General features: G+C 52.0%; 27 protein-coding genes, 1 pseudogene and 1 other annotated feature. Of the genes and pseudogenes, 15 read left to right on the top strand and 13 right to left on the bottom strand.

All coding sequences use genetic code 11. The annotated features are described in order from the left end of the window. Positions 1–256 precede the first annotated feature (256 nt). Complete coding sequence (cysB, locus tag IMQ48_RS10820; protein ID WP_045443507.1) at positions 257–1,231, bottom strand: HTH-type transcriptional regulator CysB; 975 nt, start codon at positions 1,229–1,231, stop codon at positions 257–259. Between the two features lie 195 nt (positions 1,232–1,426). After that, positions 1,427–4,024 (bottom strand): type I DNA topoisomerase, encoded by a 2,598-nt coding sequence (topA, locus tag IMQ48_RS10815; RefSeq protein WP_196209027.1) that lies wholly within the window; start codon positions 4,022–4,024, stop codon positions 1,427–1,429. A gap of 399 nt (positions 4,025–4,423) precedes the next feature. Here topA and IMQ48_RS10810 point away from each other — a divergent pair, with 399 nt between their 5' ends. Next, positions 4,424–4,675 carry a YciN family protein gene (locus IMQ48_RS10810; protein ID WP_196209026.1) on the top strand — a complete coding sequence of 84 codons (252 nt, stop codon included), beginning with the start codon at positions 4,424–4,426 and terminating at the stop codon, positions 4,673–4,675. 108 nt (positions 4,676–4,783) lie between these two features. On the opposite strand, the gene sohB is transcribed toward IMQ48_RS10810, so the two are convergent. Beyond that, positions 4,784–5,830, bottom strand: coding sequence for a protease SohB (gene sohB, locus IMQ48_RS10805; RefSeq protein ID WP_196209025.1), 1,047 nt, complete (start codon positions 5,828–5,830; stop codon positions 4,784–4,786). A 221-nt stretch (positions 5,831–6,051) separates the two neighbouring features. On the opposite strand from sohB, the gene IMQ48_RS10800 reads away from it, so the two are divergent. Together IMQ48_RS10800 and cobO are read left to right on the top strand one after the other, a co-directional pair. Further along, the gene (locus IMQ48_RS10800) at positions 6,052–6,813 is read left to right on the top strand and encodes a YciK family oxidoreductase (RefSeq protein ID WP_196209024.1); all 762 of its coding nucleotides are present in this window, start codon (positions 6,052–6,054) and stop codon (positions 6,811–6,813) included. Beyond that, on the top strand, positions 6,810–7,400 hold the full coding sequence (gene cobO / locus IMQ48_RS10795) for a cob(I)yrinic acid a,c-diamide adenosyltransferase (RefSeq protein ID WP_196209023.1): 591 nt from the start codon (positions 6,810–6,812) through the stop codon (positions 7,398–7,400). The genes IMQ48_RS10800 and cobO overlap by 4 nt, the downstream gene beginning before the upstream one ends. Before the next feature lie 83 nt (positions 7,401–7,483). Here the strand turns inward: cobO and rluB are convergent, their stop codons facing one another. The 3 genes from rluB to rnm all read right to left on the bottom strand — a co-directional run bounded on the left by rluB (position 7,484) and on the right by rnm (position 9,955). Next, entirely contained in the window at positions 7,484–8,359 is an 876-nt protein-coding gene (rluB, locus tag IMQ48_RS10790) for a 23S rRNA pseudouridine(2605) synthase RluB (protein ID WP_196209022.1), read from the bottom strand. A gap of 100 nt (positions 8,360–8,459) precedes the next feature. Beyond that, on the bottom strand, positions 8,460–9,080 hold the full coding sequence (locus tag IMQ48_RS10785) for an L-threonylcarbamoyladenylate synthase (protein ID WP_096756817.1): 621 nt from the start codon (positions 9,078–9,080) through the stop codon (positions 8,460–8,462). Continuing rightward, on the bottom strand, positions 9,077–9,955 hold the full coding sequence (rnm, locus tag IMQ48_RS10780) for an RNase AM (RefSeq protein WP_196209021.1): 879 nt from the start codon (positions 9,953–9,955) through the stop codon (positions 9,077–9,079). The genes IMQ48_RS10785 and rnm overlap by 4 nt, the downstream gene beginning before the upstream one ends. A 159-nt stretch (positions 9,956–10,114) precedes the next feature. Beyond that, positions 10,115–10,209 (top strand) — a sequence feature (Trp leader region). Between the two features lie 23 nt (positions 10,210–10,232). On the opposite strand from rnm, the gene IMQ48_RS10775 reads away from it, so the two are divergent. From IMQ48_RS10775 to trpA, 5 genes are read left to right on the top strand one after another with little or no spacing between them, the layout of a single operon-like run. Further along, positions 10,233–11,795, top strand: a complete 1,563-nt coding sequence (locus tag IMQ48_RS10775; protein ID WP_196209020.1) for an anthranilate synthase component 1 — start codon at positions 10,233–10,235, stop codon at positions 11,793–11,795. Further along, a complete protein-coding gene (gene trpD, locus IMQ48_RS10770) occupies positions 11,795–13,390 on the top strand; it encodes a bifunctional anthranilate synthase glutamate amidotransferase component TrpG/anthranilate phosphoribosyltransferase TrpD (RefSeq protein WP_096756814.1) in 1,596 nt (531 codons plus the stop codon). Before IMQ48_RS10775 ends, trpD begins: the two co-directional genes overlap by 1 nt. Continuing rightward, positions 13,391–14,752 (top strand): bifunctional indole-3-glycerol-phosphate synthase TrpC/phosphoribosylanthranilate isomerase TrpF, encoded by a 1,362-nt coding sequence (gene trpCF / locus IMQ48_RS10765; protein WP_370551851.1) that lies wholly within the window; start codon positions 13,391–13,393, stop codon positions 14,750–14,752. A gap of 10 nt (positions 14,753–14,762) precedes the next feature. Next, complete coding sequence (gene trpB / locus IMQ48_RS10760; RefSeq protein ID WP_196209019.1) at positions 14,763–15,956, top strand: tryptophan synthase subunit beta; 1,194 nt, start codon at positions 14,763–14,765, stop codon at positions 15,954–15,956. After that, a complete protein-coding gene (gene trpA / locus IMQ48_RS10755) occupies positions 15,956–16,762 on the top strand; it encodes a tryptophan synthase subunit alpha (RefSeq protein ID WP_196209018.1) in 807 nt (268 codons plus the stop codon). Before trpB ends, trpA begins: the two co-directional genes overlap by 1 nt. Positions 16,763–16,795: 33 nt before the next feature. Here trpA and IMQ48_RS10750 read toward each other — a convergent pair whose 3' ends face one another. The 3 genes from IMQ48_RS10750 to ompW form a co-directional block, all read right to left on the bottom strand. Then, positions 16,796–18,268, bottom strand: a complete 1,473-nt coding sequence (locus IMQ48_RS10750; protein WP_196209017.1) for a GGDEF domain-containing protein — start codon at positions 18,266–18,268, stop codon at positions 16,796–16,798. Positions 18,269–18,369: 101 nt separating this feature from the next. Then, positions 18,370–18,645, bottom strand: a complete 276-nt coding sequence (locus tag IMQ48_RS10745; protein ID WP_196209016.1) for a hypothetical protein — start codon at positions 18,643–18,645, stop codon at positions 18,370–18,372. Between the two features lie 131 nt (positions 18,646–18,776). Next, the gene (gene ompW / locus IMQ48_RS10740; RefSeq protein WP_196209015.1) at positions 18,777–19,415 is read right to left on the bottom strand and encodes an outer membrane protein OmpW; all 639 of its coding nucleotides are present in this window, start codon (positions 19,413–19,415) and stop codon (positions 18,777–18,779) included. A gap of 281 nt (positions 19,416–19,696) precedes the next feature. Here ompW and IMQ48_RS23050 point away from each other — a divergent pair. The 4 genes and pseudogenes from IMQ48_RS23050 to yciA all read left to right on the top strand — a co-directional run. Then, positions 19,697–19,783, top strand: a pseudogene (locus tag IMQ48_RS23050) (YkgJ family cysteine cluster protein); the annotation flags it as partial. 28 nt (positions 19,784–19,811) lie between these two features. Continuing rightward, positions 19,812–20,555, top strand: a complete 744-nt coding sequence (locus IMQ48_RS10735; RefSeq protein WP_196209014.1) for a YciC family protein — start codon at positions 19,812–19,814, stop codon at positions 20,553–20,555. A 56-nt stretch (positions 20,556–20,611) separates the two neighbouring features. Continuing rightward, the gene (locus tag IMQ48_RS10730; protein WP_196209013.1) at positions 20,612–21,151 is read left to right on the top strand and encodes a septation protein A; all 540 of its coding nucleotides are present in this window, start codon (positions 20,612–20,614) and stop codon (positions 21,149–21,151) included. A 155-nt stretch (positions 21,152–21,306) separates the two neighbouring features. Continuing rightward, positions 21,307–21,708, top strand: coding sequence for an acyl-CoA thioester hydrolase YciA (yciA, locus tag IMQ48_RS10725; protein WP_196209012.1), 402 nt, complete (start codon positions 21,307–21,309; stop codon positions 21,706–21,708). A gap of 80 nt (positions 21,709–21,788) precedes the next feature. On the opposite strand, the gene tonB is transcribed toward yciA, so the two are convergent. Beyond that, the gene (gene tonB, locus IMQ48_RS10720; protein WP_196209011.1) at positions 21,789–22,514 is read right to left on the bottom strand and encodes a TonB system transport protein TonB; all 726 of its coding nucleotides are present in this window, start codon (positions 22,512–22,514) and stop codon (positions 21,789–21,791) included. A 215-nt stretch (positions 22,515–22,729) separates the two neighbouring features. On the opposite strand from tonB, the gene IMQ48_RS10715 reads away from it, so the two are divergent. Next, on the top strand, positions 22,730–23,026 hold the full coding sequence (locus IMQ48_RS10715; RefSeq protein WP_196209010.1) for a YciI family protein: 297 nt from the start codon (positions 22,730–22,732) through the stop codon (positions 23,024–23,026). Positions 23,027–23,472: 446 nt separating this feature from the next. On the opposite strand, the gene IMQ48_RS10710 is transcribed toward IMQ48_RS10715, so the two are convergent. After that, positions 23,473–23,634, bottom strand: a complete 162-nt coding sequence (locus IMQ48_RS10710; protein WP_196209009.1) for a hypothetical protein — start codon at positions 23,632–23,634, stop codon at positions 23,473–23,475. A gap of 215 nt (positions 23,635–23,849) precedes the next feature. Beyond that, positions 23,850–24,023: a YciY family protein gene (locus IMQ48_RS10705; protein ID WP_094301000.1), complete on the bottom strand. Its 174-nt coding sequence runs from the start codon at positions 24,021–24,023 to the stop codon at positions 23,850–23,852. 142 nt (positions 24,024–24,165) lie between these two features. On the opposite strand from IMQ48_RS10705, the gene cls reads away from it, so the two are divergent. Then, positions 24,166–25,626, top strand: coding sequence for a cardiolipin synthase (gene cls, locus IMQ48_RS10700; protein WP_196209008.1), 1,461 nt, complete (start codon positions 24,166–24,168; stop codon positions 25,624–25,626). A 34-nt stretch (positions 25,627–25,660) separates the two neighbouring features. Next, entirely contained in the window at positions 25,661–25,990 is a 330-nt protein-coding gene (locus IMQ48_RS10695; protein ID WP_096756803.1) for an HI1450 family dsDNA-mimic protein, read from the top strand. Between the two features lie 36 nt (positions 25,991–26,026). Here IMQ48_RS10695 and IMQ48_RS10690 read toward each other — a convergent pair whose 3' ends face one another. Continuing rightward, complete coding sequence (locus IMQ48_RS10690; RefSeq protein ID WP_196209007.1) at positions 26,027–26,863, bottom strand: ion transporter; 837 nt, start codon at positions 26,861–26,863, stop codon at positions 26,027–26,029. Positions 26,864–26,895 lie beyond the last annotated feature (32 nt).

The following is a 26,895-nucleotide window of genomic DNA, read 5'->3' as shown; positions in this document are numbered from 1 at the left end:
TACAATTAATCATCAGATAAGAGAAATCCTAAAGAAAATGGCGTGAAAAAGCCAGTTAATTTTCGAATTCTGATCCGTGAATAAATCAATTGTTTGATCCGATATAAATATTTGACAGGGTTTTGAGCAGCTTTTCTAATTTAAAACTACTTTAGCGAATATTCCCCTTAAATAATATGCGGTTAATATAATTAATTTCGACTCACCCACCGGTAACGCTTATCGTACAGCGCTACCGGCGATACCTGCCCCGTCATTATTTTTCCGGCAATTTAATATCTTTAAACATCGCTTCTATATCATCGTTAGAACGTAACGCGACCGCCGTGTCCACCACGTCGCGCGTCAGATGCGGCGCAAAACGCTGAATAAAATCATACATGTAGCTACGCAGGAACGTACTACGACGAAAACCAATTTTGGTGGTGCTATGGCTGAAGACATCATGCGCGTCAACGCGTACCAAATCCGGATCGGAAACAGGATCGACCGCCATGCTGGCAATCACGCCCACGCCCAGCCCGAGCCTTACGTAGGTTTTAATGACATCAGCATCGGTCGCGGTAAAGACAATACGTGGTTCCAGGCCCGCCCGGTTAAACGCGGTGTCCAGTTCTGAACGTCCGGTAAAGCCAAAGGTGTAGGTCACCAGCGGGTATTGCGCAAGTTCTTCAATCGACACGGAGGATTTGCCCGCCAGCGGGTGGTCCGGCGTGACGACGATCGAACGATTCCAGTGATAGCACGGCAGCATCACCAAATCGTCGTACAAGTGCAGCGCTTCGGTCGCAATGGCAAAATCTGCGTTACCTTTCGACACGGCTTCCGCAATTTGCGTCGGCGACCCTTGATGCATATGCAAAGAAACGCGAGGATAGCGCTCGATAAAGCCTTTAATCACGTTTGGCAGCGCATAGCGGGCCTGGGTGTGGGTGGTCGCAATATACAGCGAGCCTTTGTCCGGCCAGGTATGTTCACCGGCAACTGATTTAATGGCGTCCACTTTAGACAACACTTCGCGCGCAATACGAATGACTTCTTGCCCCGCCGGGGTAACCTGCGTCAGGTGCTTACCGCTACGGGCAAAAATCTGGATACCCAGTTCGTCTTCCAACATACGAACTTGCTTACTGATACCCGGCTGGGAGGTATAGAGCCCTTCAGCCGTTGAGGAGACATTAAGGTTGTGGTTAACCACCTCAACAATATAGCGAAGTTGCTGTAATTTCATGTTAGACCATCCAGATTAGCGGCATCAGACCATCGTTTATGAGCAGGCTGTATCGCGCTGCTAATACGATTTAATAATAAAAAGTTTGTTAACTATAACCACTATATCATTTTAATCTGAGCTGTATAGATACCGTCCCCTATAAAAAAGGGCCGCTTACGCGACCCTTTCAGGAGAAGTTCTGCTGACAGGCTGTTACTTCTTACCTTCGACCCATTTACCGTCAACGAAGAATGCGGACCAACCGGTCGCCTTACCGTCTTTCTCAGCAGCCACGTACTGCTGCTTGGTTTTACGGCTGAAACGCACCATCGATTTGTTGCCATCCGGATCGGTTTGCGGCGCATCCGCGAGGTAGCGCAGTTTTTCCGGTAAACGATCGCGGAAGCGGTACAACTCTTCCACTAACGGCGCGCGCGTCTCACGAGATTTCGGGAAGGTGTTCGCTGCCAGAAAAATACCTGCAGCGCCATCACGCAACACGAAATACGCGTCGGATTTTTCACACGGCAGTTCCGGCAGCGGGACCGGATCTTCCTTCGGTGGCGCAACTTCGCCGTTACGCAGGATCTTACGGGTGTTTTTACACTCGTCGTTAGTACACGCCATGTATTTACCGAAACGCCCCATTTTCAGATGCATTTCAGAACCGCATTTCTCGCACTCGACGATCGGACCGTCGTAACCCTTGATACGGAACTCGCCCTCTTCGATTTCGTAACCGTCGCAGGTTGGGTTGTTACCACACACATGCAGTTTACGTTTTGGATCGATGAGGTAGCTGTCCATCGCCGTGCCGCACTTCTGGCAACGGCGCTTCGCGCGTAACGCGTTGGTTTCCGCGTCGTCGCCTTCCAGCACGTTCAGCACTTCATTTTCCGGCACCAGGTTAATGGTGGTTTTGCAGCGCTCCTTCGGAGGCAGCGCGTAGCCGGAACAACCAAGGAATACACCGGTACTGGCCGTACGGATACCCATCTGACGACTACAGGTTGGACAGTCGATACTGGTCAGCACCATCTGGTTCGGACGCATACCGCCCTCTTCAGGATCTTTCTCGGCTTTTTCCAGTTGCTGAGTAAAATCACTGAAGAAGTTGTCGAGCACGCCCTTCCACTCGGCTTCATGCTTCGCCACCTGGTCGAGACTGTTTTCCATCTGCGCGGTGAAATCGTAGTTCATCAATTCGCGGAAGTTCTCTTCCAGACGATCGGTGACAATTTCGCCCATTTTTTCTGCGTAGAAACGACGGTTCTCAACACGGACATAGCCACGATCCTGAATCGTAGAGATGATCGACGCATAGGTAGATGGACGACCGATACCACGCTTTTCAAGTTCTTTAACCAGTGAGGCTTCGCTGAAGCGCGCAGGCGGTTTGGTAAAGTGCTGTGCTGGCGTCAGTTCGACCAATGTCAGCACATCGCCTTTATCCACTGCCGGTAAGATACGATCTTCATCGCCTTTACGCAGGGCTGGCATGACCTTCGTCCAGCCATCAAACCGCAGAATACGACCACGCGCTTTCAGGCGGTAATCACCCGCGCCAACGGTCAGTGTGGTGGAGTCATATTTAGCCGGCGTCATCTGACAGGCGACAAACTGACGCCAAATCAGCTGATACAGTTTTTGCGCATCAGCTTCCATATCTTTCAGCGATTCCGCCAGTACAGCGACGTCTGAAGGACGGATAGCTTCGTGCGCTTCCTGCGAGTTTTCTTTGCTGGCGTACTGATTCGCGCTCTCCGGCAAATACTTTTTACCAAAGTTTTCGCCGATGTAATCACGGACCATGGAAACCGCATCCTGACTCAGATTAGTTGAGTCAGTACGCATATAGGTGATGTAGCCCGCTTCATACAAGCGCTGCGCCATCATCATGGTTTTCTTCACGCCAAAGCCCAAACGGGTGCTGGCAGCCTGTTGCAGCGTTGAGGTGATGAACGGCGCGCCAGGTTTGCTGCTGGTCGGCTTATCTTCACGCTCCAGCACGCTGTAACGTGCTTTTTCCAGCAGGCTTACCGCCGCAAGCGTCTGTTCGCGGTTAACCGGACGGAATGGCTTATCGTTGTGATGCGTGACTTCGAGCGGCAGCGCGTCACCGGAAGGCGTCGTGGTGCTGGCATCTATTTCCCAAAATTCTTCCGGAACGAATGCCTTGATCTCACGTTCACGCTCAACCACCAGGCGCACGGCGACCGACTGTACGCGACCGGCAGACAGGCCACGAGCAATCTTTTTCCACAGCAGCGGCGACACCATATAGCCCACAACGCGGTCCATAAAGCGGCGCGCCTGTTGCGCATTTACACGGTCGATGTTCAGTTCGCCCGGTTTTTCAAACGCCTGCTGAATGGCATTTTTGGTAATTTCATTAAACACCACGCGACTGTAGCGGGTGTCGTCGCCCCCGATCACTTCCCGCAGGTGCCATGCAATGGCTTCCCCTTCGCGGTCAAGGTCGGTTGCGAGATAGATGTGGTCGGCTTTTTCAGCCAGTTGTTTCAGTTCAGAGACGACCTTCTCTTTACCGGGCAGCACTTCATAGTGCGCATCCCAGTCGTGCCACGGGTCAACCCCCATACGGTTGACGAGAGCGCCACGTTCATCCTTTTTGGGCTTTTTAGCCGTTTTGGTGGAGGTTGAGTCGGCGCTCTTTTTAGTTGCTGAGCCACTGGTCGGCAAATCACGGATATGACCGACGCTGGATTTCACCACGTAGTCATTACCCAGATACTTGTTGATCGTTTTGGCTTTTGCCGGGGACTCAACGATGACAAGAGCTTTACCCATATTCACCTTTACCTAATTTGATTCTTCCAGGAATGCGTCGCGCGTTGATTCACCTTCCACTGGCGACGAGACATCGATATGGTCTCTGCGTCGGCGGATATCAACCCTGGTACCGTTTACGGGTTCGTAATGTAACTCCCATGTAACTGAGTTAACAGGATTTTTTTCACGAATTCGCTAAAGCACGACGGAATATTGGTCGAATGTCAAGCAAATCTGTTGCCAGATTGACGAAAGCGTCACACTGTACCTGATAAAATGCGTTACGCAACTTTATTAGCATGCAAAAACAAATCTCGCCAGTCGAGACACTGATATAAGACCACCGTTTTAATCAGGGAATATTTGCCCATAAGGCGGGCTCGGCGTAGACTAATGTCCTTGTTTAAGGAGTAAATAATGCATAAAGATACTCAACCCATCGATCGCGAAACGCTGCTGATTGAAGCCAACAAAATCATTCGTGAGCATGAAGACACGCTGGCGGGGATTGTCGCCACCGGTGTGACGCAGCGCTATGGCGTGCTGGTTTTCAGCGGAGATTACTTTTTAGATGAGCAAGGGCTTCCTACGCCCAAAAGCACAGCGGTGTTTAATATGTTTAAACACCTGGCACATGTCCTTTCTGAAAAGTATCACCTGATCGATTAAAGCGGGAAATGACTTGCCGGATGGCAGCCGCGCCTTACTCGGTCTACGTTGATCCAAACCTGTAGGCCGGATAAGACGCGTTAGCATCGCCATCCGGCAATAAAGATGTTACATCAGCGGTTTTTGTCCACGCTGCCACCAGCGCAGCAGCAAGCGATCGGCGCTTTCCGCCGCGCTACCGGTGAAACGGTCCATCAGTTTTTTACGCTGTAGATAGCGTACGTTGAGCACTTCGCGCCCGTCCATCAAACTCAGGATCACCTCGTCGCTGGTATTGATCTCATCCACCAGCCCGTTTTCCAGCGCCTGTTGGCCGAACCAGTGTTCCCCGGTGGCAACCTGTTCAATGTCCAGAGTCGGACGCATACGGTGCACAAAATCTTTAAACAGGTGATGCGTTTCGTTCAAATCTTCGCGGAATTTCTGTCGTCCCTCTTCCGTGTTCTCACCAAGCAGCGTCAGCGTCCGTTTATACTGACCGGCAGTGTGCAGTTCGATATCAATGTCTTTGCCTTTCAGGAAACGGTTAAAGTTAGGGATCTGCGCCACCACGCCAATTGAGCCCACAATGGCAAACGGCGCCGAGACTATTTTGTCAGCCACGCAAGCCATCATATATCCACCGCTGGCGGCAACCTTATCGACCGTCACCGTTAGTGGGATCTGCTTATCGCGCAGACGCTGCAATTGCGATGCCGCCAACCCATAGCCGTGGACTACGCCTCCGGGACTTTCCAGACGAATAACCACCTGATCCTGCGGTTTTACTACTGCCAGCACCGCCGTTACCTCTTCACGCAGCGCACTGACTTCATGGGCATCCATACTACCTTTGAAATCAAGTACCCAGACGCGCGGTTTACCCGACAGTGTATTCTCCCCCAATTTTGCTTTGGCTTTGGCCGCCTTCGCTTCCAGCTTGTGCTTTTTTTTCTGCGCTTTATGCCAGAGTTTTTGTTGGTGGCTGTCCAGTAAAGACATCGCCAGGTCTTCTTTCATCTCTTTATATTGTTCACTGAGATTGATGACCCGTAGCTCACCACGCTGACGCTTGCGTTGTGTCGCATTGACGATCAGCATAACAATCACCGCAATCGCCACCACCACAGTGACGATTTTTGCCAAAAACAGCCCATATTCAGACAACAATTCCACGAATCCCACCTTGGTTAAACAACGCAACTTTTGCTCAGTGTACAACAGGCATGTTAGCCCGTCTTGCTTCATCCATCCGCATGGTAATCTGTAAAAAGCATGACAAAGTGTTCATTTTACGGTGTTATTACCTTTGGCTGATTGAAAAGTAGCAGGGTTTAAGGCATAAAACCGACAAGTTATAGAAAACGGGATGGCCAGAGCGTCGCCGAGGAGTAGCCGTGCATTACCAACCTAAACAAGATCTGTTACAGGACCGCATTATTCTGGTCACCGGAGCCAGCGATGGCATCGGTCGAGAAGCTGCGCTTACCTATGCCCGCTACGGCGCGACCGTTATTCTGCTTGGGCGCAATGAAGATAAACTCCGTCACGTTGCCCAGGCTGTTGCCGCAGAAAACGGCACGCCTGCACAGTGGTTTAGGCTGGATCTGCTAACCTGTACTTCCGCTGAGTGCCATGAACTGGCGCAGCGAATCGCCGCCCATTATCCACGTCTGGACGGCGTTTTGCATAATGCCGGACTACTGGGTGAAATCTGCCCAATGAGCGAACAAACTCCACAGGTCTGGCAGGAGGTGATGCAGGTGAACGTCAATGCCACCTTTATGCTGACTCAGGCGCTGCTTCCTTTGTTGCTTAAGTCTGATTCCGGATCGCTGGTCTTTACCTCGTCCAGCGTCGGTCGTCAGGGGCGCGCTAACTGGGGAGCCTATGCCACGTCTAAATTTGCTACCGAAGGCATGATGCAAGTGCTGGCAGACGAGTATCAGAACCGTCATTTACGCGTAAACTGTATTAATCCAGGCGGTACGCGCACCGGCATGCGAGCCAGCGCATTCCCAACAGAAGATCCGCAGAAATTAAAAACACCCGCCGACATTATGCCGCTGTACCTGTGGCTGATGGGCGACGACAGCCGGCGTAAAACCGGTATGACCTTCGACGCCCAGCCGGGCCGTAGACCAGGAATAGCCCAATGAGTGAAGAACGTTATCAGCAGCGTCAGCAACGTGTAAAGGACCGGGTTGACGCCCGCGTTGCCGCAGCAAAAGACGAGCGCGGTATCATCATCGTCTTTACCGGCAACGGTAAGGGGAAAACCACCGCCGCATTTGGTACCGCCACGCGCGCGGTCGGTCACGGTAAAAAAGTCGGCGTGGTGCAATTCATTAAAGGCACGTGGCCCAACGGCGAACGAAACTTACTGGAACCCCACGGTGTGGAGTTTCAAGTGATGGCAACGGGATTCACCTGGGAAACACAAAACCGAGATTCTGACACCGCTGCCTGTCTGGCTGTGTGGGAGCATGGTAAGCGGATGCTGGCCGATCCCACGTTGGATATGGTCGTTCTGGATGAATTAACGTACATGGTGGCGTATGACTATCTGCCGCTGGAAGAGGTGCTCAGTGCTTTAAGCGCTCGCCCGTCACACCAGACGGTGATTATTACCGGTCGCGGATGTCATCGCGATATTCTGGAATTAGCCGACACGGTCAGCGAGTTGCGCCCGGTCAAGCATGCGTTTGAAGCGGGCGTGAAAGCCCAAATAGGGATCGATTATTGAGTGTAGGCCGGATAAGGCATTTGCGCCGCATCCGGCTCCACGCTAACGCCTGATGGCGCTTTGCTTATCAGGCCTACTCATGATTAACCGTTGTTGCTGCGACCGCCCGGACGACGGCTACCGCCGACCTGGGTGTGACGTTTAACCGCACGGCGGATCTGGTTCGCTTTCATACGACGACGGTCTTTCTCAACGGCAACCTTCGAGCTGGTTTCCGGCTGCAGTTCCACCAGTTGACGCAGATAGTTTGTCTGGGCGAGGTCAAGCTCCGTCCAGCCACCACGCGGCAGGCCCTTCGGCAGCGGAATATCACCGTAACGTACGCGAATCAAACGGCTTACCTGCACACCAACAGCTTCCCACAGGCGACGTACTTCACGGTTGCGCCCTTCGGTCAGGGTGACGTTATACCACTGGTTAATGCCTTCGCCGCCGCTGAACTTGATGGTTTTAAATGCGGCCGGACCATCTTCCAGCTGCACGCCACGACTCAGGTCGCGCAGTTTCGTTTCATCCACCTGGCCAAACACACGCACCGCGTATTCACGCTCAACTTCACGGCTCGGGTGCATCAGACGGTTCGCCAGTTCACCATCGGTGGTGAACAGCAGTAAACCACAGGTATTCACGTCCAGACGACCCACGGCAATCCAGCGCGCATCGCGCAGCTTTGGCAGGCGGTCAAACACGGTCGGACGACCTTCCGGGTCGTTACGGGTACACAGTTCACCTTCCGGCTTGTAATACGCCAGAACGCGACAGATTTGTTCTGCAGATTCTTTTACCGAAATCAGATGACCGTCGATTCGTATTTTCAGACCCGGCGTCACATCAACGCGATCGCCAAGCGTGGCAATTTTGCCGTCAACGCTCACGCGACCTGCTGCAATGATGGTTTCAATTTCACGACGAGAGCCGTGGCCAGCACGCGCCAGCACTTTTTGTAACTTTTCGCTCATAGAGCTTCCTTTAGGTGTCGCCTTCACAGGCGTCGAACAGGAGAATCAACGGCGCCAGTTAGCGCCATTTTAAGGCCGCGTAGTATACCGAGTTGCGCCCTTATAAGAAAGGTTTAACGTCACCAACGCCTTCGCGCAACACTACCGGCGAATCATCGGTTAAATCAATAACCGTGGTGGGCTGCTGACCGAGATACCCGCCGTGGATAATCAAATCCACCTGCTTCTCCAGACGATCTTTGATTTCTTCGGGATCGGACTCAGTAAATTCGCTGCCCGGCAGCATCAGCGATGTAGAGAGCATAGGCTCGCCCAACGCTTCCAGCAACGCGAGCGCAATCGGATTGGACGGTACGCGCAGACCGATAGTTTTACGTTTTTCCTGCAGCAACCGGCGCGGCACTTCTTTCGTACCTTTCAGAATGAAGGTGTAGTTGCCCGGCGTATTGTTTTTAATTAAACGAAAAGCAACGTTGTCCACGAACGAATAGGTCGACAGTTCGGACAGGTCACGGCACATCAGCGTGAAGTTGTGTCCATCTGGCAGGTGACGGATACGGCAAATACGCTCCATCGCCCCTTTGTCTTCGATTTTGCAGCCCAGCGCGTAGCCGGAATCAGTGGGATAAACGATCACCCCACCTTTACGCACAATTTCAACGGCCTGATTGATCAGGCGTTGCTGTGGGTTATCAGGGTGGATATAAAAAAACTGACTCATACTTTCCTCTCTGTGATCTCGGGCTGTTCCCAAAGCTGCCAGACGCCTTCAACGCCTGCGGGCAACCAGAGCTTGCGACCCAATTCAATCCACGGGCATGGCTGATGAAAATCAGACCCTTGTGATGCCCACAGCTGATGCTGGCGCGCCAGGGTCGCCAGATGGGTACGCTCATTGGGAGACTGTTGACACTGCGCCACTTCCATCGCGTCACCGTGATGTTCGGCAAACCAGGCAACCAGTCTTTTCAGCCACTTAGCGCTAAGATCGTACCGACCAGGATGGGCCAGCACCGCCTTACCGCCAGAATGATGAATGACATCAATAGCTTGTTCTATTGTACACCACTGCGGCGGAACGTAACCGGTTTTCCCACGGGCAAGGTATTTTTTAAACACGTCTGCCATGGTCGTGGCTTTGCCGCTCTCGACCAGGAAACGCGCAAAATGGCCTCTCGTGACGGCCCCGCCGTCAGCCAGACGTAACGCGCCTTCCCACGCGCCCGGGATATGTGCTTTGTCCAGCCGCTCAGCAATCAGCTGCGCACGCTGCTGACGACGCGCGGTTTGTTCTGCCAGAAACGCACACATCATGGGGTGGTCAATATCAATATTCAGACCGACGATGTGGATTTCGTGGTTTTCCCAGACCGTGGAAATTTCAACGCCCGCTATCAACTTCAACGCTAAACCTGAACGTGAAATTTCTTCTCTTGCCGCCGGAATCGCTGCCGTAGTGTCATGATCGGTGATCGCCAGTGTTCCGACTCGCATCTCTACCGCACGGTGTACCAACGCTTCAGGCGTCAATCGTCCATCGGACGCCGTTGTATGACTGTGCAGGTCGTAAATCACTGCGTAATTCGTGTCGCTCAAGGCGGCTCCCGTTTCAATAAATGTTGTATCACGCTCATCATAGCGTTTTAACAAATTTACTGAAATCAGGTGTTGACTTTATTCCATTGAACTAGTTAACTAGTACGTAAGTTCACATGAAGAAAGAAGGTATCTGAGATGAAAGCAACATATGTCCTGCACGGTGGGTGGCGCACTTCCTGATTTCGGGCAGTGTCTTACGTCTGCAATATGCAACCAGATACCCGGCCCGCCAACTAAGCGGGCTTTTTTTTGAACAAAATTAATGAGAATAACGATGCAAACACAAAAACCGACACTCGAACTGCTGGCCTGTGACGCAGCCTACCGTAACAACCCGACCGAGCTGTTTCATCAGGTTTGTGGTGCGCGCCCGGCGACGTTGTTACTGGAATCCGCCGATATCGACAGCAAGGACGACCTGAAGAGCCTGCTGCTGGTCGACAGCGCGCTGCGTATTACCGCCTTAGGTGACACCGTCACTATTCAGGCATTGTCGGCGAATGGCGCCTCCCTGCTCCCGTTGCTGGATGCTGCCCTGCCCGCTGGCGTTGAAAACCAACAACAGCCGAATACCCGTCAGCTGCGCTTCCCGGCTGTCAGCCCACTGCTGGATGAAGATGCCCGCTTATGTTCCCTGTCGGTCTTTGACACGTTCCGTTTAATGCAGGAACTGGTTAACGTGCCAGAGCAGGAGCGTGAAGCTATGTTCTTCGGCGGTCTGTTTTCCTACGATCTGGTCGCCGGATTCGAAGATTTACCCCAGCTTGAAGCCGGCAACCGCTGCCCTGATTACTGCTTCTACCTGGCCGAAACCCTGATGGTCATTGACCACCAGAAAAAAAGCACCCGTATTCAGGCCAGCGTGTTCACGCCCTGCGAGGAAGAAAAACAGCGTCTGGCCCACCGACTGGCGCAGTTGAGCCAGCAGTTAACCGAACCCGCGCCGCTGCTGCCCGTTATCGAAGTACCAGAAATGCGCTGCGAGTGTAATCAGAGCGATGAAGAGTTCGGTACCGTCGTGCGCAGTTTGCAAAAAGCCATTCGTGCCGGTGAGATTTTCCAGGTGGTGCCTTCCCGCCGCTTTTCGCTGCCCTGCCCGTCACCACTTGCTGCCTATTATGTGCTGAAAAAGAGTAATCCCAGCCCGTACATGTTTTTCATGCAGGATAACGATTTCACGTTGTTCGGCGCCTCGCCGGAAAGTTCGCTGAAATACGATGCCACCAGCCGCCAGATTGAGATCTACCCGATCGCCGGGACCCGCCCGCGCGGTCGTCGTGCTGACGGCTCGCTGGATCGCGATCTCGACAGCCGTATTGAGCTGGAAATGCGCACAGACCATAAAGAACTTTCCGAACACCTGATGCTGGTGGACCTGGCGCGTAATGACCTGGCGCGTATCTGCACCCCGGGCAGTCGCTACGTGGCCGACCTGACCAAAGTTGACCGTTATTCCTTCGTGATGCACCTGGTTTCCCGCGTGGTCGGCGAACTTCGTCACGACCTTGACGTCCTGCATGCATACCGTGCCTGTATGAATATGGGCACGCTGAGCGGTGCGCCGAAAGTGCGCGCCATGCAGCTCATCGCCGAGGCTGAAGGTCGCCGCCGCGGTAGCTATGGCGGTGCGGTCGGTTACTTCACCGCCCACGGCGATCTGGACACCTGTATTGTGATTCGTTCTGCCCTGGTAGAAGACGGTATCGCCACCGTGCAGGCCGGTGCCGGGATTGTTCTGGATTCTGTACCGCAGTCTGAAGCCGATGAAACCCGTAATAAAGCGCGTGCGGTTCTGCGTGCTATCGCCACCGCGCACCATGCACAGGAGATTTTCTAATGGCTGATATTCTGCTGCTCGATAACATCGACTCTTTTACCTATAACCTGGCAGATCAGCTGCGTACCAACGGCCACAACGTAGTGATTTACCGCAACCATATCCCTGCACAGACTTTAATTGACCGCCTGGCGACCATGAAAAACCCGGTACTGATGCTCTCACCAGGTCCGGGGGCGCCAAGCGAAGCGGGCTGCATGCCGGAGTTATTAACTCGCCTGCGCGGCAAGTTGCCGATCATCGGGATTTGCCTTGGGCATCAGGCGATTGTCGAAGCCTACGGCGGGTATGTGGGTCAGGCGGGAGAAATCCTGCACGGTAAAGCCTCCAGCATCGAACACGACGGCCAGGAAATGTTCGCCGGTCTGGCTAATCCCCTGCCGGTGGCACGTTACCATTCACTGGTCGGCAGCAACGTCCCGGCGGGCTTAACCATTAACGCCCACTTCAACGGTATGGTGATGGCGGTTCGCCACGACACCGACCGCGTGTGCGGATTCCAGTTCCATCCGGAATCAATTCTCACCACTCAGGGCGCGCGTCTGCTGGAGCAAACGCTGGCCTGGGCGCAGCAGAAGCTTGAACAAACCAACACGCTGCAACCTATTCTCGAAAAACTGTATCAGGCCCAGACGCTGTCCCAGCAGGAGAGCCACCAATTGTTCTCTGCGGTTGTGCGCGGTGAACTGAAGCCGGAACAACTGGCTGCCGCACTGGTCAGCATGAAAGTGCGCGGTGAGCATCCGAATGAAATTGCCGGGGCGGCGACGGCCCTGCTGGAGAACGCCGCGCCTTTCCCGCGTCCGGACTATCTGTTTGCCGACATTGTCGGGACCGGCGGTGACGGCAGCAACAGCATCAACATTTCCACCGCCAGCGCGTTTGTCGCCGCGGCCTGTGGGTTAAAGGTGGCGAAGCACGGTAACCGTAGCGTCTCCAGTAAATCAGGATCATCCGATCTGCTGGCAGCCTTTGGCATCAACCTGGATATGAATGCCGATAAGTCGCGTCTGGCGCTTGACGAACTGGGCGTATGTTTCCTGTTTGCGCCGAAATATCACACCGGTTTTCGTCACGCCATGCCGGTTCGCCAGCAGCTCAAAACCCGCACGCTTTTTAACGTGCTCGGACCGCTGATTAACCCTGCGCATCCGCCACTGGCGCTGATCGGCGTCTACAGCCCGGAACTGGTACTGCCCATTGCCGAAACCCTGCGCGTGCTGGGATATCAGCGTGCAGCCGTGGTGCACAGCGGCGGAATGGATGAAGTTTCACTGCATGCACCGACCATTGTGGCCGAATTGCATGACGGTGAAATCAAGAGCTATCAGCTAACGGCAGACGACTTTGGCCTGACGCCATATCACCAGGAACAGCTGGCGGGCGGCACGCCGGAAGAAAACCGTGACATTCTCAGTCGCTTGTTACAAGGTAAAGGTGAAGCCGCGCACGAGGCCGCCGTGGCGGCGAATGTCGCCATGTTAATGCGCCTGCACGGCGAAGAAGATTTAAAAGCCAACGCACAAATCGTGATTAATGTCCTGCGTAGCGGTGCGGCCTATGACCGGGTCACCGCCCTGGCAGCAAGAGGGTAAATGATGCAAACCGTTTTAGCGAAAATTGTCGCAGACAAGGCGATTTGGGTAGAAGCCCGCAAACAACAACAACCGCTGGCCAGCTTTCAAAATGATGTTCAGCCCAGCTCGCGACACTTTTATGATGCGCTGCAAGGCGCGCGTACCGCGTTTATTCTGGAGTGCAAAAAAGCCTCTCCGTCAAAAGGCGTGATCCGTGATGACTTTGACCCGGCACACATTGCGGGTGTGTATAAACATTATGCCTCGGCGATTTCCGTGCTAACCGACGAGAAATATTTCCAGGGAAGCTTTGATTTCCTGCCCATCGTCAGCCGCATCGCACCGCAGCCGATTCTGTGTAAAGACTTTATTATCGATCCTTACCAGATTTACCTGGCCCGTCACTACCAGGCTGACGCCTGTTTACTGATGTTGTCCGTGCTGGATGACGAACAATATCGTCAGCTTGCCGCCGTGGCGCACAGCCTGAAAATGGGCGTACTGACCGAGGTCAGCAACGAAGAAGAGCTAGAACGTGCCATTGCGCTTGGCGCAAAAGTCGTGGGCATTAACAACCGCGACCTGCGCGACCTGTCGATTGACCTCAATCGCACCCGCCAACTGGCACCACGACTGGGCCACGGCGTGACCGTCATCAGCGAGTCCGGCATTAATACCTACGGCCAGGTGCGCGAACTCAGCCATTTCGCCAACGGTTTTCTGATTGGCTCCGCGCTGATGTCGCATCAGGACCTGCATGCCGCGGTGCGTCGCGTTTTGCTCGGCGAGAATAAAGTCTGCGGCCTGACGCGCGCGCAGGATGCCCACACGGCGTATGAATCCGGCGCAATTTATGGTGGCCTGATTTTTGTTCCTTCGTCACCACGTGCAGTCAGTGTTGATCAGGCGCGTGAGGTCATGACCGGTGCGCCGCTGCAGTACGTTGGCGTGTTTTGCGACAGCAATATCGATGACGTGTGCGCCACCGTCGGGCATTTGTCACTGACAGCCGTGCAGCTGCACGGGAACGAGGATCAGACCTATGTCGACACATTGCGCTCGGCATTACCGCAACAGGTGCAAATCTGGAAAGCACTAAGCGTGGGCGAGTCACTGCCAGCCCGCAGCTATCAGCGTGTTGATAAATACGTTTTCGACAATGGCCAGGGCGGCAGCGGACAGCGCTTTGACTGGTCCCTGTTGGGTGGACAATCACTGGATAACGTTTTACTGGCTGGCGGACTCGGTGCAGATAACTGCGTCGAAGCGGCTAAAACCGGCTGTGCCGGTCTCGATTTCAATTCTGGCGTAGAGTCACAGCCGGGCATCAAAGATGCGCGTCTGCTGGCCTCGGTCTTTCAAACACTGCGCGCATATTAAGGAAAAGGACATGACAACATTACTCAACCCCTATTTTGGTGAATTTGGCGGCATGTATGTGCCACAGATTCTGATGCCTGCCCTGTGCCAGCTGGAAGAAGCCTTCGTCAGCGCACAGAAAGATCCTGAGTTTCAGGCGCAGTTTACCGACCTGCTGAAAAACTATGCAGGCCGTCCTACTGCGCTGACCAAATGCCAAAACATTACTGCGGGCACTCGCACCACGCTGTATCTGAAGCGTGAAGACTTGCTGCACGGTGGTGCGCACAAGACCAACCAGGTGTTGGGTCAGGCGCTGCTGGCAAAACGTATGGGTAAAACGGAGATCATCGCTGAAACAGGAGCCGGTCAACACGGCGTAGCCTCCGCGCTCGCCTGTGCCTTGCTTGGCCTGAAGTGTCGCATCTATATGGGTGCGAAAGACATCGAACGTCAATCTCCTAACGTGTTCCGTATGCGGCTGATGGGCGCCGAGGTGATCCCGGTACACAGCGGCTCCGCCACACTGAAAGATGCCTGTAACGAAGCGCTGCGCGACTGGTCTGGCAGCTACGATACTGCGCACTATATGCTTGGTACAGCGGCGGGCCCGCATCCTTTCCCGACCATTGTACGTGAGTTCCAGCGCATGATCGGTGAAGAAACCAAAGCGCAGATCCTCGAAAAAGAAGGTCGTCTGCCAGATGCCGTTATCGCCTGCGTGGGTGGTGGGTCGAATGCTATCGGTATGTTTGCGGACTTTATTAATGACACCAGCGTCGGGCTGATTGGCGTTGAACCGGGCGGACATGGGATTGAATCCGGTGAACACGGCGCGCCGTTGAAGCATGGTCGCGTCGGGATTTACTTCGGCATGAAATCGCCGATGATGCAAACCGAAGAGGGACAAATCGAAGAGTCCTACTCGATTTCTGCCGGTCTGGATTTCCCGTCTGTCGGGCCACAGCATGCCTACCTGAACAGCATTGGCCGCGCCGATTACGTGTCAATTACCGATGACGAAGCGCTGGAAGCCTTCAAGACCCTGTGCCTGCATGAAGGGATCATTCCGGCCCTGGAATCATCACATGCCCTGGCGCACGCGTTGAAAATGATGCGCGAGGATCCGGAAAAAGAGCAGCTGCTGGTGGTTAACCTCTCCGGTCGCGGCGACAAAGACATCTTTACCGTACACGATATTCTGAAAGCACGAGGGGAAATCTGATGGAACGTTATGAAAACCTGTTTGCACAGCTGAAGGACCGCAAAGAAGGTGCATTTGTCCCCTTCGTCACCCTCGGCGACCCTTCTGTTGAACAGTCGCTGAAGATTATTGATACGTTGATCGAAGCCGGTGCCGACGCACTCGAACTCGGAATTCCCTTCTCCGACCCGTTGGCTGACGGCCCAACTATTCAGGACGCGACCTTACGTGCTTTTGCCGCTGGCGTCACGCCGTCGCAATGCTTCGAAATGCTCGCGCTGATCCGACAAAAACACCCGACTATTCCCATTGGTCTGCTGATGTATGCCAACCTGGTGTTCAGTAAGGGTATTGATGCGTTTTACGCACAGTGTGAAAAAGTCGGGGTGGATTCGGTATTAGTCGCCGATGTGCCGGTTGAAGAGTCCGCACCATTCAGGGCGGCAGCGCTGCGCCACAACGTGGCCCCCATTTTCATCTGCCCGCCTAACGCCAATGACGACCTGCTGCGCCAGATTGCGTCCCATGGGCGCGGTTATACCTATCTGTTGTCTCGTGCTGGCGTGACTGGCGCTGAAAATCGTGCCGCGTTGCCGCTGCATCATCTGGTCGAAAAGCTAAAACAGTACGATGCGCCGCCGTCGCTGCAAGGCTTTGGTATCTCTGCGCCTGAGCAGGTCACGGGAGCGATTGAAGCGGGGGCTGCCGGGGCGATTTCCGGCTCGGCGATTGTGAAAATCATTGAGAAAAACGTCGCCGCACCGGAACAAATGCTGGCAGAGCTAAAAGCCTTTGTCAGCGCGATGAAAGCCGCCACTCATCAGTAAGAAGCCACAACCGCCAGCGTAAATCTGGCGGTTTTACTCTTCTTTCGCCTGCTTCATTTTGTACATCGCGTTATCCGCGTTCTGAATAGCCACATCCAGTTCACCGTTCACTTCCGCAATTCCCCATGACACAGACAGCGGCACAGTGTGCCCCTCCACCACAAATACGTGATTATTAACCTGCCCACTAATACGCTCGGCAATGGCGATAGCGTCACTCGCCTGAGAGCGAAACAGTAGGATCATAAACTCATCCCCACCGGTCCGAATCACCAGGTCGTGGCTGGTTCGGGTATTAGACAGCATTCTGTTGGCGATGGTTTGCAGCGCACGATCCCCTGCCGCATGGCCCCAGGTGTCGTTGACTGCCTTGAACTTATTACAATCCAGTAGCACCACCGAACAATGGGATAAATCCCGGCGCTTAATAATGTCGAGGATGCGCCGGTTAAAGCACCCAGTCAGGGAATCGATATATACCTTGAGGTCACTTTCATTCAGCCACGACTTTAACGAAAAACTAATGATAATAAAGAAGAACGGCGCCAGTAGAATCACAATCCCGGCATGAGCATCACCCACCATAAAACGACCGAGCGATATCGAGTAGTGCAGCGCGTATTTATCTGACAACAACCTGACGTGGGCGTTGTTTATCGCGACACATTTACCGGCTAAACAAAGACTCTCGTTGTTGAGTAAATTCACCATCGCCACGTTGAGCCCAGGTGGAAGCTGGTAATCAAAGGCGTTTGCCAACGCTTCTTGCAGTTCAGATTTCGAATGATCATAGACCAGATAGGCCACAATATGATCGGAGATGTCATCACCTGACAGATCGTAAATATAGCTCACGACACTGTACGCCTTATCACCGGTGATTTTATCGGTATAAAAATTGGTCGAACTAAGGGCTTTATTTTTGACGTTCTTTTGCAGTAGTCGGGTATAAAAATCGACCGGCGGATAGAAAAAGTTGGCAATATTCAGCGCCATCTCAGAATCAGAAAAAGTAAAATTGCGCGAATCGGACGGGGTAAACCAGTAAAAATAACCCGCATCTTTGGCGATGATATAGCGATGTGCGTCGAAGGTGCCCGGATTGAGCTCATTCACCATTCCGCGGATAAACTCTGCGGCGGTAAACATACATAGAGCCTGTTGATTAGCCTGCTTAGCGATAATGGTTCCAGACGCCGAATGTACCCGCTTTCGGTCGGCGTTAATCCCCCATTCCCCCGCCTCGCGTGGAACAAAGCGCGACATATCGCCACATCGCCCGCCATTAATGGTGTGGTGATAGCGCTCACCGATGGCATCCGCGATCAGTTCATTGTCGTTAAAGATGTCCATGAGACGCGTCTGCAACCGATTAATGCCTTCACTCGCGGTGGCTGTACGCTGCTCGTAAATGATAAAAAGGAATAGTGACGTAAATATCAGTGTAATGACACCCGAGACCAGCAAAGCCTGCCTGTTTCTGAGCTTATCCTGCACAATCTTCACGAGTCCACCCTGATAGTTAACAGCATGACCAAATCAGTTACCTGAGCGCTAAGTTACAGATTTATACATGAAAAGCACACTTTTATTAACAAATTCGCAAACTAATCATCACCATCAATCGGATAGCCTGCCCGGCGAATGGCCTCTCGGCAATCACTTACCCCTGCGGCATAGCCGGCTTCAATTTCACAAACCGGACTGGCGCTACAAAAAGGGAGTTTTATCGGTACGGCAAGGCTTTTTTCCAGGCTCTCCACCCGGCCCATATACACCAGCAGCGCGCGCGCAGCATACAGGGTGAAATCTGCCATGTCATCGTTAGTTGATGATTCCAGAAGTGAAATTTTTTGCTGCAGCAGTTGGCGGGTCAACTCCATCGTGAATGCTCTCAAAGCAGGTTTGCTTAAAGAGTAGCATTTCATCGAAAGGTGAAAAGGCAGGAAGGGAAAATCAGGACACAAAAAGCTGGTCGAAGTACGACCAGCATTTCAGTTTTTGAATCAAGAGGTTAAAAACGATAACCCGCAGAGAACATAAACACCCACGGATCAAGGCGTACGCTGTCACGCTGCTGCGCGCCAGCCAGTTTGTAACTTGCAGTGGTGTCGATATCCATGTACCAGACCGACATGTTAATCAGCCAGTCACGGTTGATTAAGTAGTCCATCCCCACCTGCCCCGCCGCCCCCCAGGAGTCTTTCAGGCTCAGGTCAGATAATCCGGTTTTTTTACCGTTATCATTAAATCCTTCGTCGAAGAACGTGGTGTAGTTAACGCCGACGCCGACATAAGGGCGTAACTTGCTGCTGGAGTCACCGAAGTACCACTGCGCCATTAACGTTGGCGGTAAATGGTGAACGGTTGCGATATCACCGGTGGTTGCGGTGCCGATTTTATGACGAAACGGCGTTGCTGCCAGTAATTCAACACCGATATTGTCGGTCGCCATATAGGTGAATGTCAGCCCTAGTTGCGTGTTATTGCTGACGTCAAACCCACCCAAACTGCCCAGCGTACCGCCCGCGCCTTCCGTCGGTCTTACGGTTGCAGAACCTGCGCGAATAAAGAACTCTCCTGCTTCATGCGCAAATGCGTTCCCGGAAAGTAGAGTTGTTAATGCCAATGCTGCCACTGTTAATTTTTTCATGTCCGCTCCATCGTTATGGTTATAAAAGCGGAATGAATATACCTACAATGGAGTAATAAATGATCTAACACAGATCACATTGAGTCCTGTAATTTAACATTTATTGATCCAGATTAAGTTAGAACTTGCATTCAAAATCCTGGTTAACTTAATTCAGATCAATTTTGATATATTTCCATCATGTGAGCATTTTCCTCATCAATGGTATGCGGACGTAATGACGCCATGGTGTACACAGAACAAACAGCGTTGTTGCATAACGCTGAAGCCATAGCCAAAAATTACCGGCGCTTTACAAAGATATGCTTTTCCATACACCTCGCGATGCTGCCACTGTAGAGTTATCCAGGGTACAATTGCCCGCAAATGAACACCTGCAAAACTCAAGGAGAGTGCATGTCAATCACGGCGAAGTCCGTTTACCGTGACACGGGAAACTTTTTCCGTAATCAATTCATTACCATCTTGCTGGTATCGTTGTTGTGCGCGTTTATCACAGTGGTATTCGGGCATGCTTTTTCCCCCAGCGATGCGCAGATAGCGCAACTCAGTGAAGGGGATCAGATAACCAATAGCGTGGGACTGTTCGATCTGGTGCAGAACATGACGCCGGAACAGCAGCAAATCCTGTTACGCGCATCTGCGGCCTCGACGTTTTCTGGACTTATCGGTAATGCCATCCTCGCTGGCGGCATTATTCTGATGATTCAGTTAATTTCGGCAGGCCATCGGGTCAGCGCACTTCGGGCGATTGGCGCTAGTGCACCGGTATTACCTAAGCTGTTTATTCTGATTTTTCTGACTACCCTACTGGTGCAAATCGGTATTATGCTGGTCGTTGTACCCGGCATCCTGCTGGCCATTCTGCTGTCGCTTGCGCCAGTGATGATGGTTCAGGATAAGATGGGAGTCTTTGTGGCAATGCGCAACAGTATGCGTCTGTCGTGGTCTAATATGCGACTGGTTGCGCCCGCCGTGATCGGTTGGTTGTTGGCGAAAACGTCACTGTTGCTGTTAGCCCCCACGTTTGCAGTACTCACGCCGAACGTCGGCGCGGTAGTGGCGAATACGCTGAGCAATATGATTTCTGCCGTGCTGCTGATCTATTTGTTCCGCCTGTATATGCTGATTCGCCAATAAACCCTGAACGCATCCCGGCCTCACGGTCGATGCTTTTTTGATTACGGAATCGAAGAATGAAGCAGTTTCTTGATTTTTTACCGCTGGTTGTCTTTTTCGCTTTTTATAAGCTTTATGACATCTATGCGGCGACCTCGGCACTGATTGTCGCGACAGCCATTGTGTTGATTTACAGCTGGGTTCGCTATCGCAAGGTCGAGAAGATGGCGTTGATCACCTTTATTCTGGTGGCCGTATTTGGCGGTCTGACCATTTTCTTCCACAACGATGAATTCATTAAGTGGAAGGTAACCGTGATTTATGGACTGTTTGCGGGTGCCTTGCTGGTAAGCCAGTGGGTGATGAAAAAACCGCTGATTCAGCGCATGTTAGGCAAAGAATTGACACTACCGCAGCCGGTATGGTCGAAGCTAAACCTGGCGTGGGCCGTCTTTTTCCTCCTGTGTGGCCTGGCGAACATCTACATCGCGTTTTGGTTGCCGCAAAATATCTGGGTTAATTTCAAAGTATTCGGCTTAACTGCCCTGACGTTAATCTTCACGCTGCTGAGCGGGGTTTATATTTACCGCCATCTACCGCAGGAAGATAAATCATAATGACCATTCGCCAGATCGACAGATCTGGCGAATTTTTACCCGACCATGTTCTTCTCTCACCTTAACACCGCGTTGCGCGCCTTATCCCCTCTGTTCTCAGCCCACAAATTCTAGTAGCATCGCGCCTGTAATCTTTCTCTACAGTCGGTTCTACAATGACAACAACGAATAACACCCCTCAAGGTGAGCTGGTTTTACGTACTCTGGCCATGCCTGCCGATACCAATGCTAATGGTGATATTTTTGGCGGTTGGCTGATGTCACAAATGGATATCGGTGGCGCTATTCAGGCCAAAGAAATCGCGCATGGCCGTGTGGTCACGGTGCGAGTGGAAGGAATGAGTTTTTTACGCCCGGTTGCCGTCGGTGACGTGGTCTGTTGCTATGCCCGCTGCGTGAAGCGCGGCACCACGTCAATCAGCATTAATATTGAAGTCTGGGTTAAGAAAGTAGCATCGGAGCCAATTGGACAGCGCTACAAAGCCACCGAAGCGTTGTTTATCTACGTGGCTGTCGATAAAGACGGCAAACCCCGTCCGATCCCCGCATCATCCTGATTAGACGCGTTAACGTCGCTATCAGGCCATCACAGTGATAATTGCCGGATGGCGGCGTAGCGTCTCATCCGGCCAACATCTTACTCGATCTGTGCGGTACCGTTCAGGCGGAAGACAATGTTCACCACCAGTCCTGAGCCAGGTTTACCTGCCTCATAGCGCCATCTACGCATCGCATTCTTCACTTCACGTTCAAACATATTGGCAGGCTGTGCGGAAAGTACCTCCACATTCTCAACCCGGCCATCAGACGTCACGTCAAATTTTACTTTTACGCGACCTTCAATACGTAGCGCCTGCGCACGTGCAGGGTACTGTGGCTGATTACGACTCAGTGCACGCGGGCCTGCAGGCGCACTGACTGTCGGCTTGCTGGTGGCTGGTGCGGTACTGGTGGTCGACCGCGCTGGTGCGGTGTTTTCAACCGGCGCAGCTGGGCGCGATTCAACCGGTTTAACGTCACGCTTCGGCTGTTCCTGCACTTTCTTCACCGGTTTGGGTTTCGGTTTTGGCTTCGGCTTCGGTTTCTCGATGACGACCGGAGCCTCTTTTGGCGGCTCAGGAATCGGTTCGGGCTCCGGTTCAGGCTCCACGACGGGTTCCGGCGGCGGTTGAACGACCTGCGGCGGTTCGAGGTCAGCAGGCGCGACCATCGTGATAGAAATCGGCTGCGCGGGCGCAGGCAGTTCAATAACCTGATGTACCGAGGTATACAGCAGACCTGCCACTACAGCACCATGAATGCCGACGGAAAGGAACGTCGACCAGGGAAAGCGACGAGGTAAATCAAGGGTCATTGAAGTCATAATCGTTTCAGTTAAAAAACCAGGCCCTGATTTTAAATGCAAATAGCAATCATATTCAATAAGCCCATGACGGTAAGCGGCATTTAAAACGCGATTTTATGATAAAAACCCACTTCTGAAGTAGGGGCTTAACAAATCAGTTATCTTTCCGTTGCAGTTATAAGGCCTTTCCAATAACGTAATTAACGACTTTTACCGTTCAAGGAGCTCTATCCGTGCTGTACGTTATTTATGCTCAAGATATCGCCAATTCTCTCGAAAAACGTCTTTCCGTACGCCCAGCGCATCTGGCACGTCTGCAATTGCTCCATGACGAAGGTCGCCTGTTGACTGCAGGCCCTATGCCCGCCGTGGATAGCAACGACCCAGGCGCGGCCGGATTTACCGGCTCAACCGTCATTGCTGAATTTGAATCGTTAGAAGCAGCACAGGCGTGGGCTGAAGCCGACCCTTATGTGGCTGCGGGGGTTTATGCGCAAGTTTCAGTAAAACCATATAAGAAAGTATTTTAAGCAACAACGTTACGCCTACATTAATAAATCGGGTAACTATCTATCCGCTTATAATATTCAAAAGGGTGCATATGAATAGATAACAATCAATGCACCTTTATTATTGCAATTTTCAATACCCGCCATGGCGTGTACTACTTAGTGGTTAGAGAATTAAAGTATCTGGTAAATGTTATGCAGCGAATCGCTTTATATATAATGATGGCCTTTTCGACAGACGTATAATAGAGCAGAGAAATGCTGTCAATTCTCCATTAACTAACGGTTTCTCGTGATGATTTTATTATGGATTTCACTTCTGCAAAGTGATCTGCCATGCGAGTTAAAACATCAAACCAGTTTAAAATGATCAATTAAAACAATATGATACACCATATTGTCTATCTGGAAAATCCAACACCACTTCTGGATTGCATCACCAGAAGTGGCATTAACTCGTTGAGGGTTTAATATCCAGCAGCTTTATTAGCCGCATTTATTCGCTTAGTCCTGGCATCTTTTTGATTTTTATCTGTTGCCTGCATGATGCCACCAGCAGCATCAATCCAGTCAGTTGCCGTGCAGCCAGACAACATCATACTCAGCATCAGCGCCATTAAATACTTCATTTAAACTCCATTTATCAATTATCGTACAAAAATTATTGGTGAATATTTATAATAATTAGTCATTTCTGGCGCATTGTTACAAATACATCCGCCGTGAGCAATCAATAAATGAATAAGCGTGCCGATTGAATATCGCAGAATATGAACTGCCCGAGGGGAAAAAGATAGCGGGTTGTGCTGTGGTCATTGGGCACCACCAGCGGTGCCCTTTTTGATCAGATGCTGTGGATTGCAAACAGCAACGAGTTACGTTGATGGTTTAGAATGCACTTTCTGATGGTGTGGATGCGCATATTGCGGCGCGATTGTCCTTCAAGCCAACGCGCTTTACGGCGGCTAGCCTGACGCTGCATCCGCCAGCGCCCTACTTCCGTTCTACTACGCTTCATGTTAACTACTCTTACAGTCACAGTGCGGACATTATACCGCCTGACCGAATGCAGACCAGTAGTTTTCCCGTGTTTTTATTTGCCAGATGAATCCTGATGCGTAAACTCTTAACAATACGCTTTCAAAAGGATTTTTAAATTTATGACAACCTTCTACACCGTGGTGAGTTGGCTGGTCATTCTGGGATACTGGGTACTCATTGCTGGCGTAACATTACGCATTTTAATGAAGCGACGCGCAGTGCCCTCCGCAATGGCCTGGCTTTTGATCATCTATATTCTGCCATTGGTCGGGATCATTGCTTATCTGTCCTTTGGTGAACTCCATCTGGGCAAACGTCGTGCCGAGCGCGCCAGAGCAATGTGGCCTTCAACGGCCAAATGGTTGAACGATCTGAAAGCCTGTAAGCATATTTTTGCTCAGGAGAACAGCAGCGTCGCCTCTTCTCTTTTTAAGCTGTGCGAACGCCGTCAGGGCATTGGCGGCGTTAAAGGAAACCAACTCCAGTTACTCACCAGTTCCGATGACGTAATGCAGGCGTTGATCCGTGACATTCAACTGGCGCGGCACAATATTGAGATGGTGTTTTATATCTGGCAACCCGGCGGCATGGCCGATCAGGTTGCAGAATCCTTAATGGCCGCGGCGCGACGCGGTATTCACTGTCGTTTGATGCTGGACTCTGCAGGCAGCGTGGCGTTCTTCCGCAGTCCGTGGGCCGCAATGATGCGTAATGCAGGTATTGAAGTCGTCGAGGCGCTGAAGGTTAACTTGATGCGTGTCTTCTTACGCCGTATGGACCTGCGACAGCACCGTAAAATGATAATGATCGACAATTATATTGCTTACACCGGCAGTATGAACATGGTTGACCCGCGTTTCTTTAAGCAAGATGCCGGCGTCGGACAATGGGTTGATCTGATGGCGAGGATGGAAGGTCCGGTCGCCACCGCGATGGGGATTGTCTATTCCTGTGACTGGGAGATTGAGACCGGTAAGCGCATTTTACCTCCACCCCCTGATGCCAATATTATGCCATTTGAGCAGGCCAGCGGGCACACGATTCATACCATTGCCTCCGGCCCGGGTTTTCCTGATGATTTGATCCATCAAGCGTTACTGACCGCGGCATACTCTGCGCGTGAATATTTAATTATGACCACACCCTACTTCGTGCCCAGCGACGATCTGCTGCATGCTATCTGTACGGCGGCGCAGCGTGGGGTGGATGTGAGCATTATTCTCCCCCGTAAAAATGATTCCGTGCTGGTTGGCTGGGCAAGCCGGGCCTTTTTCACCGAGCTGCTGGCAGCTGGCGTTAAGATTTACCAATTTGAAGGGGGTTTGTTGCATACCAAGAGTGTGCTGGTCGATGGCGAGTTGAGTCTGGTCGGTACCGTAAACCTGGATATGCGCAGTCTGTGGCTGAATTTTGAAATCACACTGGTGATTGACGATGCCGGATTTGGTGCCGATCTCGCGGCAGTTCAGGACGATTATATCTCCCGTTCTCGCCTGCTTGATGCGCGGTTGTGGTTAAAAAGGCCACTCTGGCAACGGATCACCGAGCGACTGTTTTACTTCTTTAGCCCGTTGCTGTAAAACGTGCCCAAGAGACGGTAAACAGGTAGTCATTATGGATATGGATTTAAACAATCGCCTGACTGAAGACGAAACGCTTGAGCAGGCTTATGATATTTTTCTCGAACTGGCGACAGACAATCTCGACCCTGCTGACGTTCTGCTGTTCAATTTGCAGTTTGAAGAACGCGGCGGCGCAGAGTTATTTGACCCAGCGGAAGACTGGCAGGAGCATGTCGACTTTGACCTGAACCCTGACTTCTTTGCCGAAGTGGTCATTGGGCTGGCTGATTCAGAAGATGGCGAGATTAACGATATTTTCGCGCGCGTCCTGTTATGCCGCGAAAAAGATCACAAGCTCTGCCATATTCTCTGGCGCGAATAAGCCAAACAAAAAAGCTGCTCTCGCAGCTTTTTTTATTTAATCCGGAAGCTTACTGCCGCAACGGTTACAAAATTGCGCGCTGTGCTCGTGCTGATGCTGTTGGCACTGAGGGCATTGACGCTGATTCTGTCGATGCTGAAACGCGCTGCTCATATGTGTGGTAATCAACCCTGTAGGTATCGCAATCACGGAGTAACCGATCAGGATAAGTACCGACGCCACTATACGTCCCAACGGTGTGTGCGGCACAATATCCCCATACCCAACCGTCGTTACCGTCACGATTGCCCAGTACACCGACGCATTCAGCGTATCAAATCCGTACTTCGGCCCTTCGATAAGGTACATCAGCGCACCAAAAATGATCATCAAAATGGCGATAAATGAATAGAACAGGATCAACTGGTGGCGCGCGCTTTTTATCGCTCCCCAAAACACCATCAGCGAGGGCATAAAACGCAGCAATTTGAGGATCCGTAGCACTCGAATCGCCCGCATCGCTCGCCAGGCGAACACATAGTTCAGACTCATTTCTGGCCATAGCCACATCACATACAGCGGCAGAATGGTGGCCAAATCAATAATGCCCCAAAAACTAAACACATATTTTGCCGGATTGGCCCAGCAGCATAATCGCAGTAAGTATTCGGCGGTGAAGACCAGAGTAATAAAAATTTCCAGCCAGACAAAAGAACGCCATTCATCATACGTTAAATGATATTGCGTCCCGACGCCCGACTCGACGAAGATAACAATGACGCTAAGCAACGCAAACAGCGCGCACAGACCTTCAAAACGGCGGCCTGAGCGCGTGTTTAAATCGAATAATTTACGATAGACAGCGCGGCGGACAGAGGACACAAAACCAGACACATTCACCTCACCTATAAGAAGGGCTGACCTTT

The sequence above is a fragment of the Citrobacter sp. Res13-Sevr-PEB04-36 genome, from assembly GCF_015672735.1.
GTDB lineage: Bacteria > Pseudomonadota > Gammaproteobacteria > Enterobacterales > Enterobacteriaceae > Citrobacter.
This window is presented reverse-complemented; position numbering and strand designations above follow the sequence as displayed.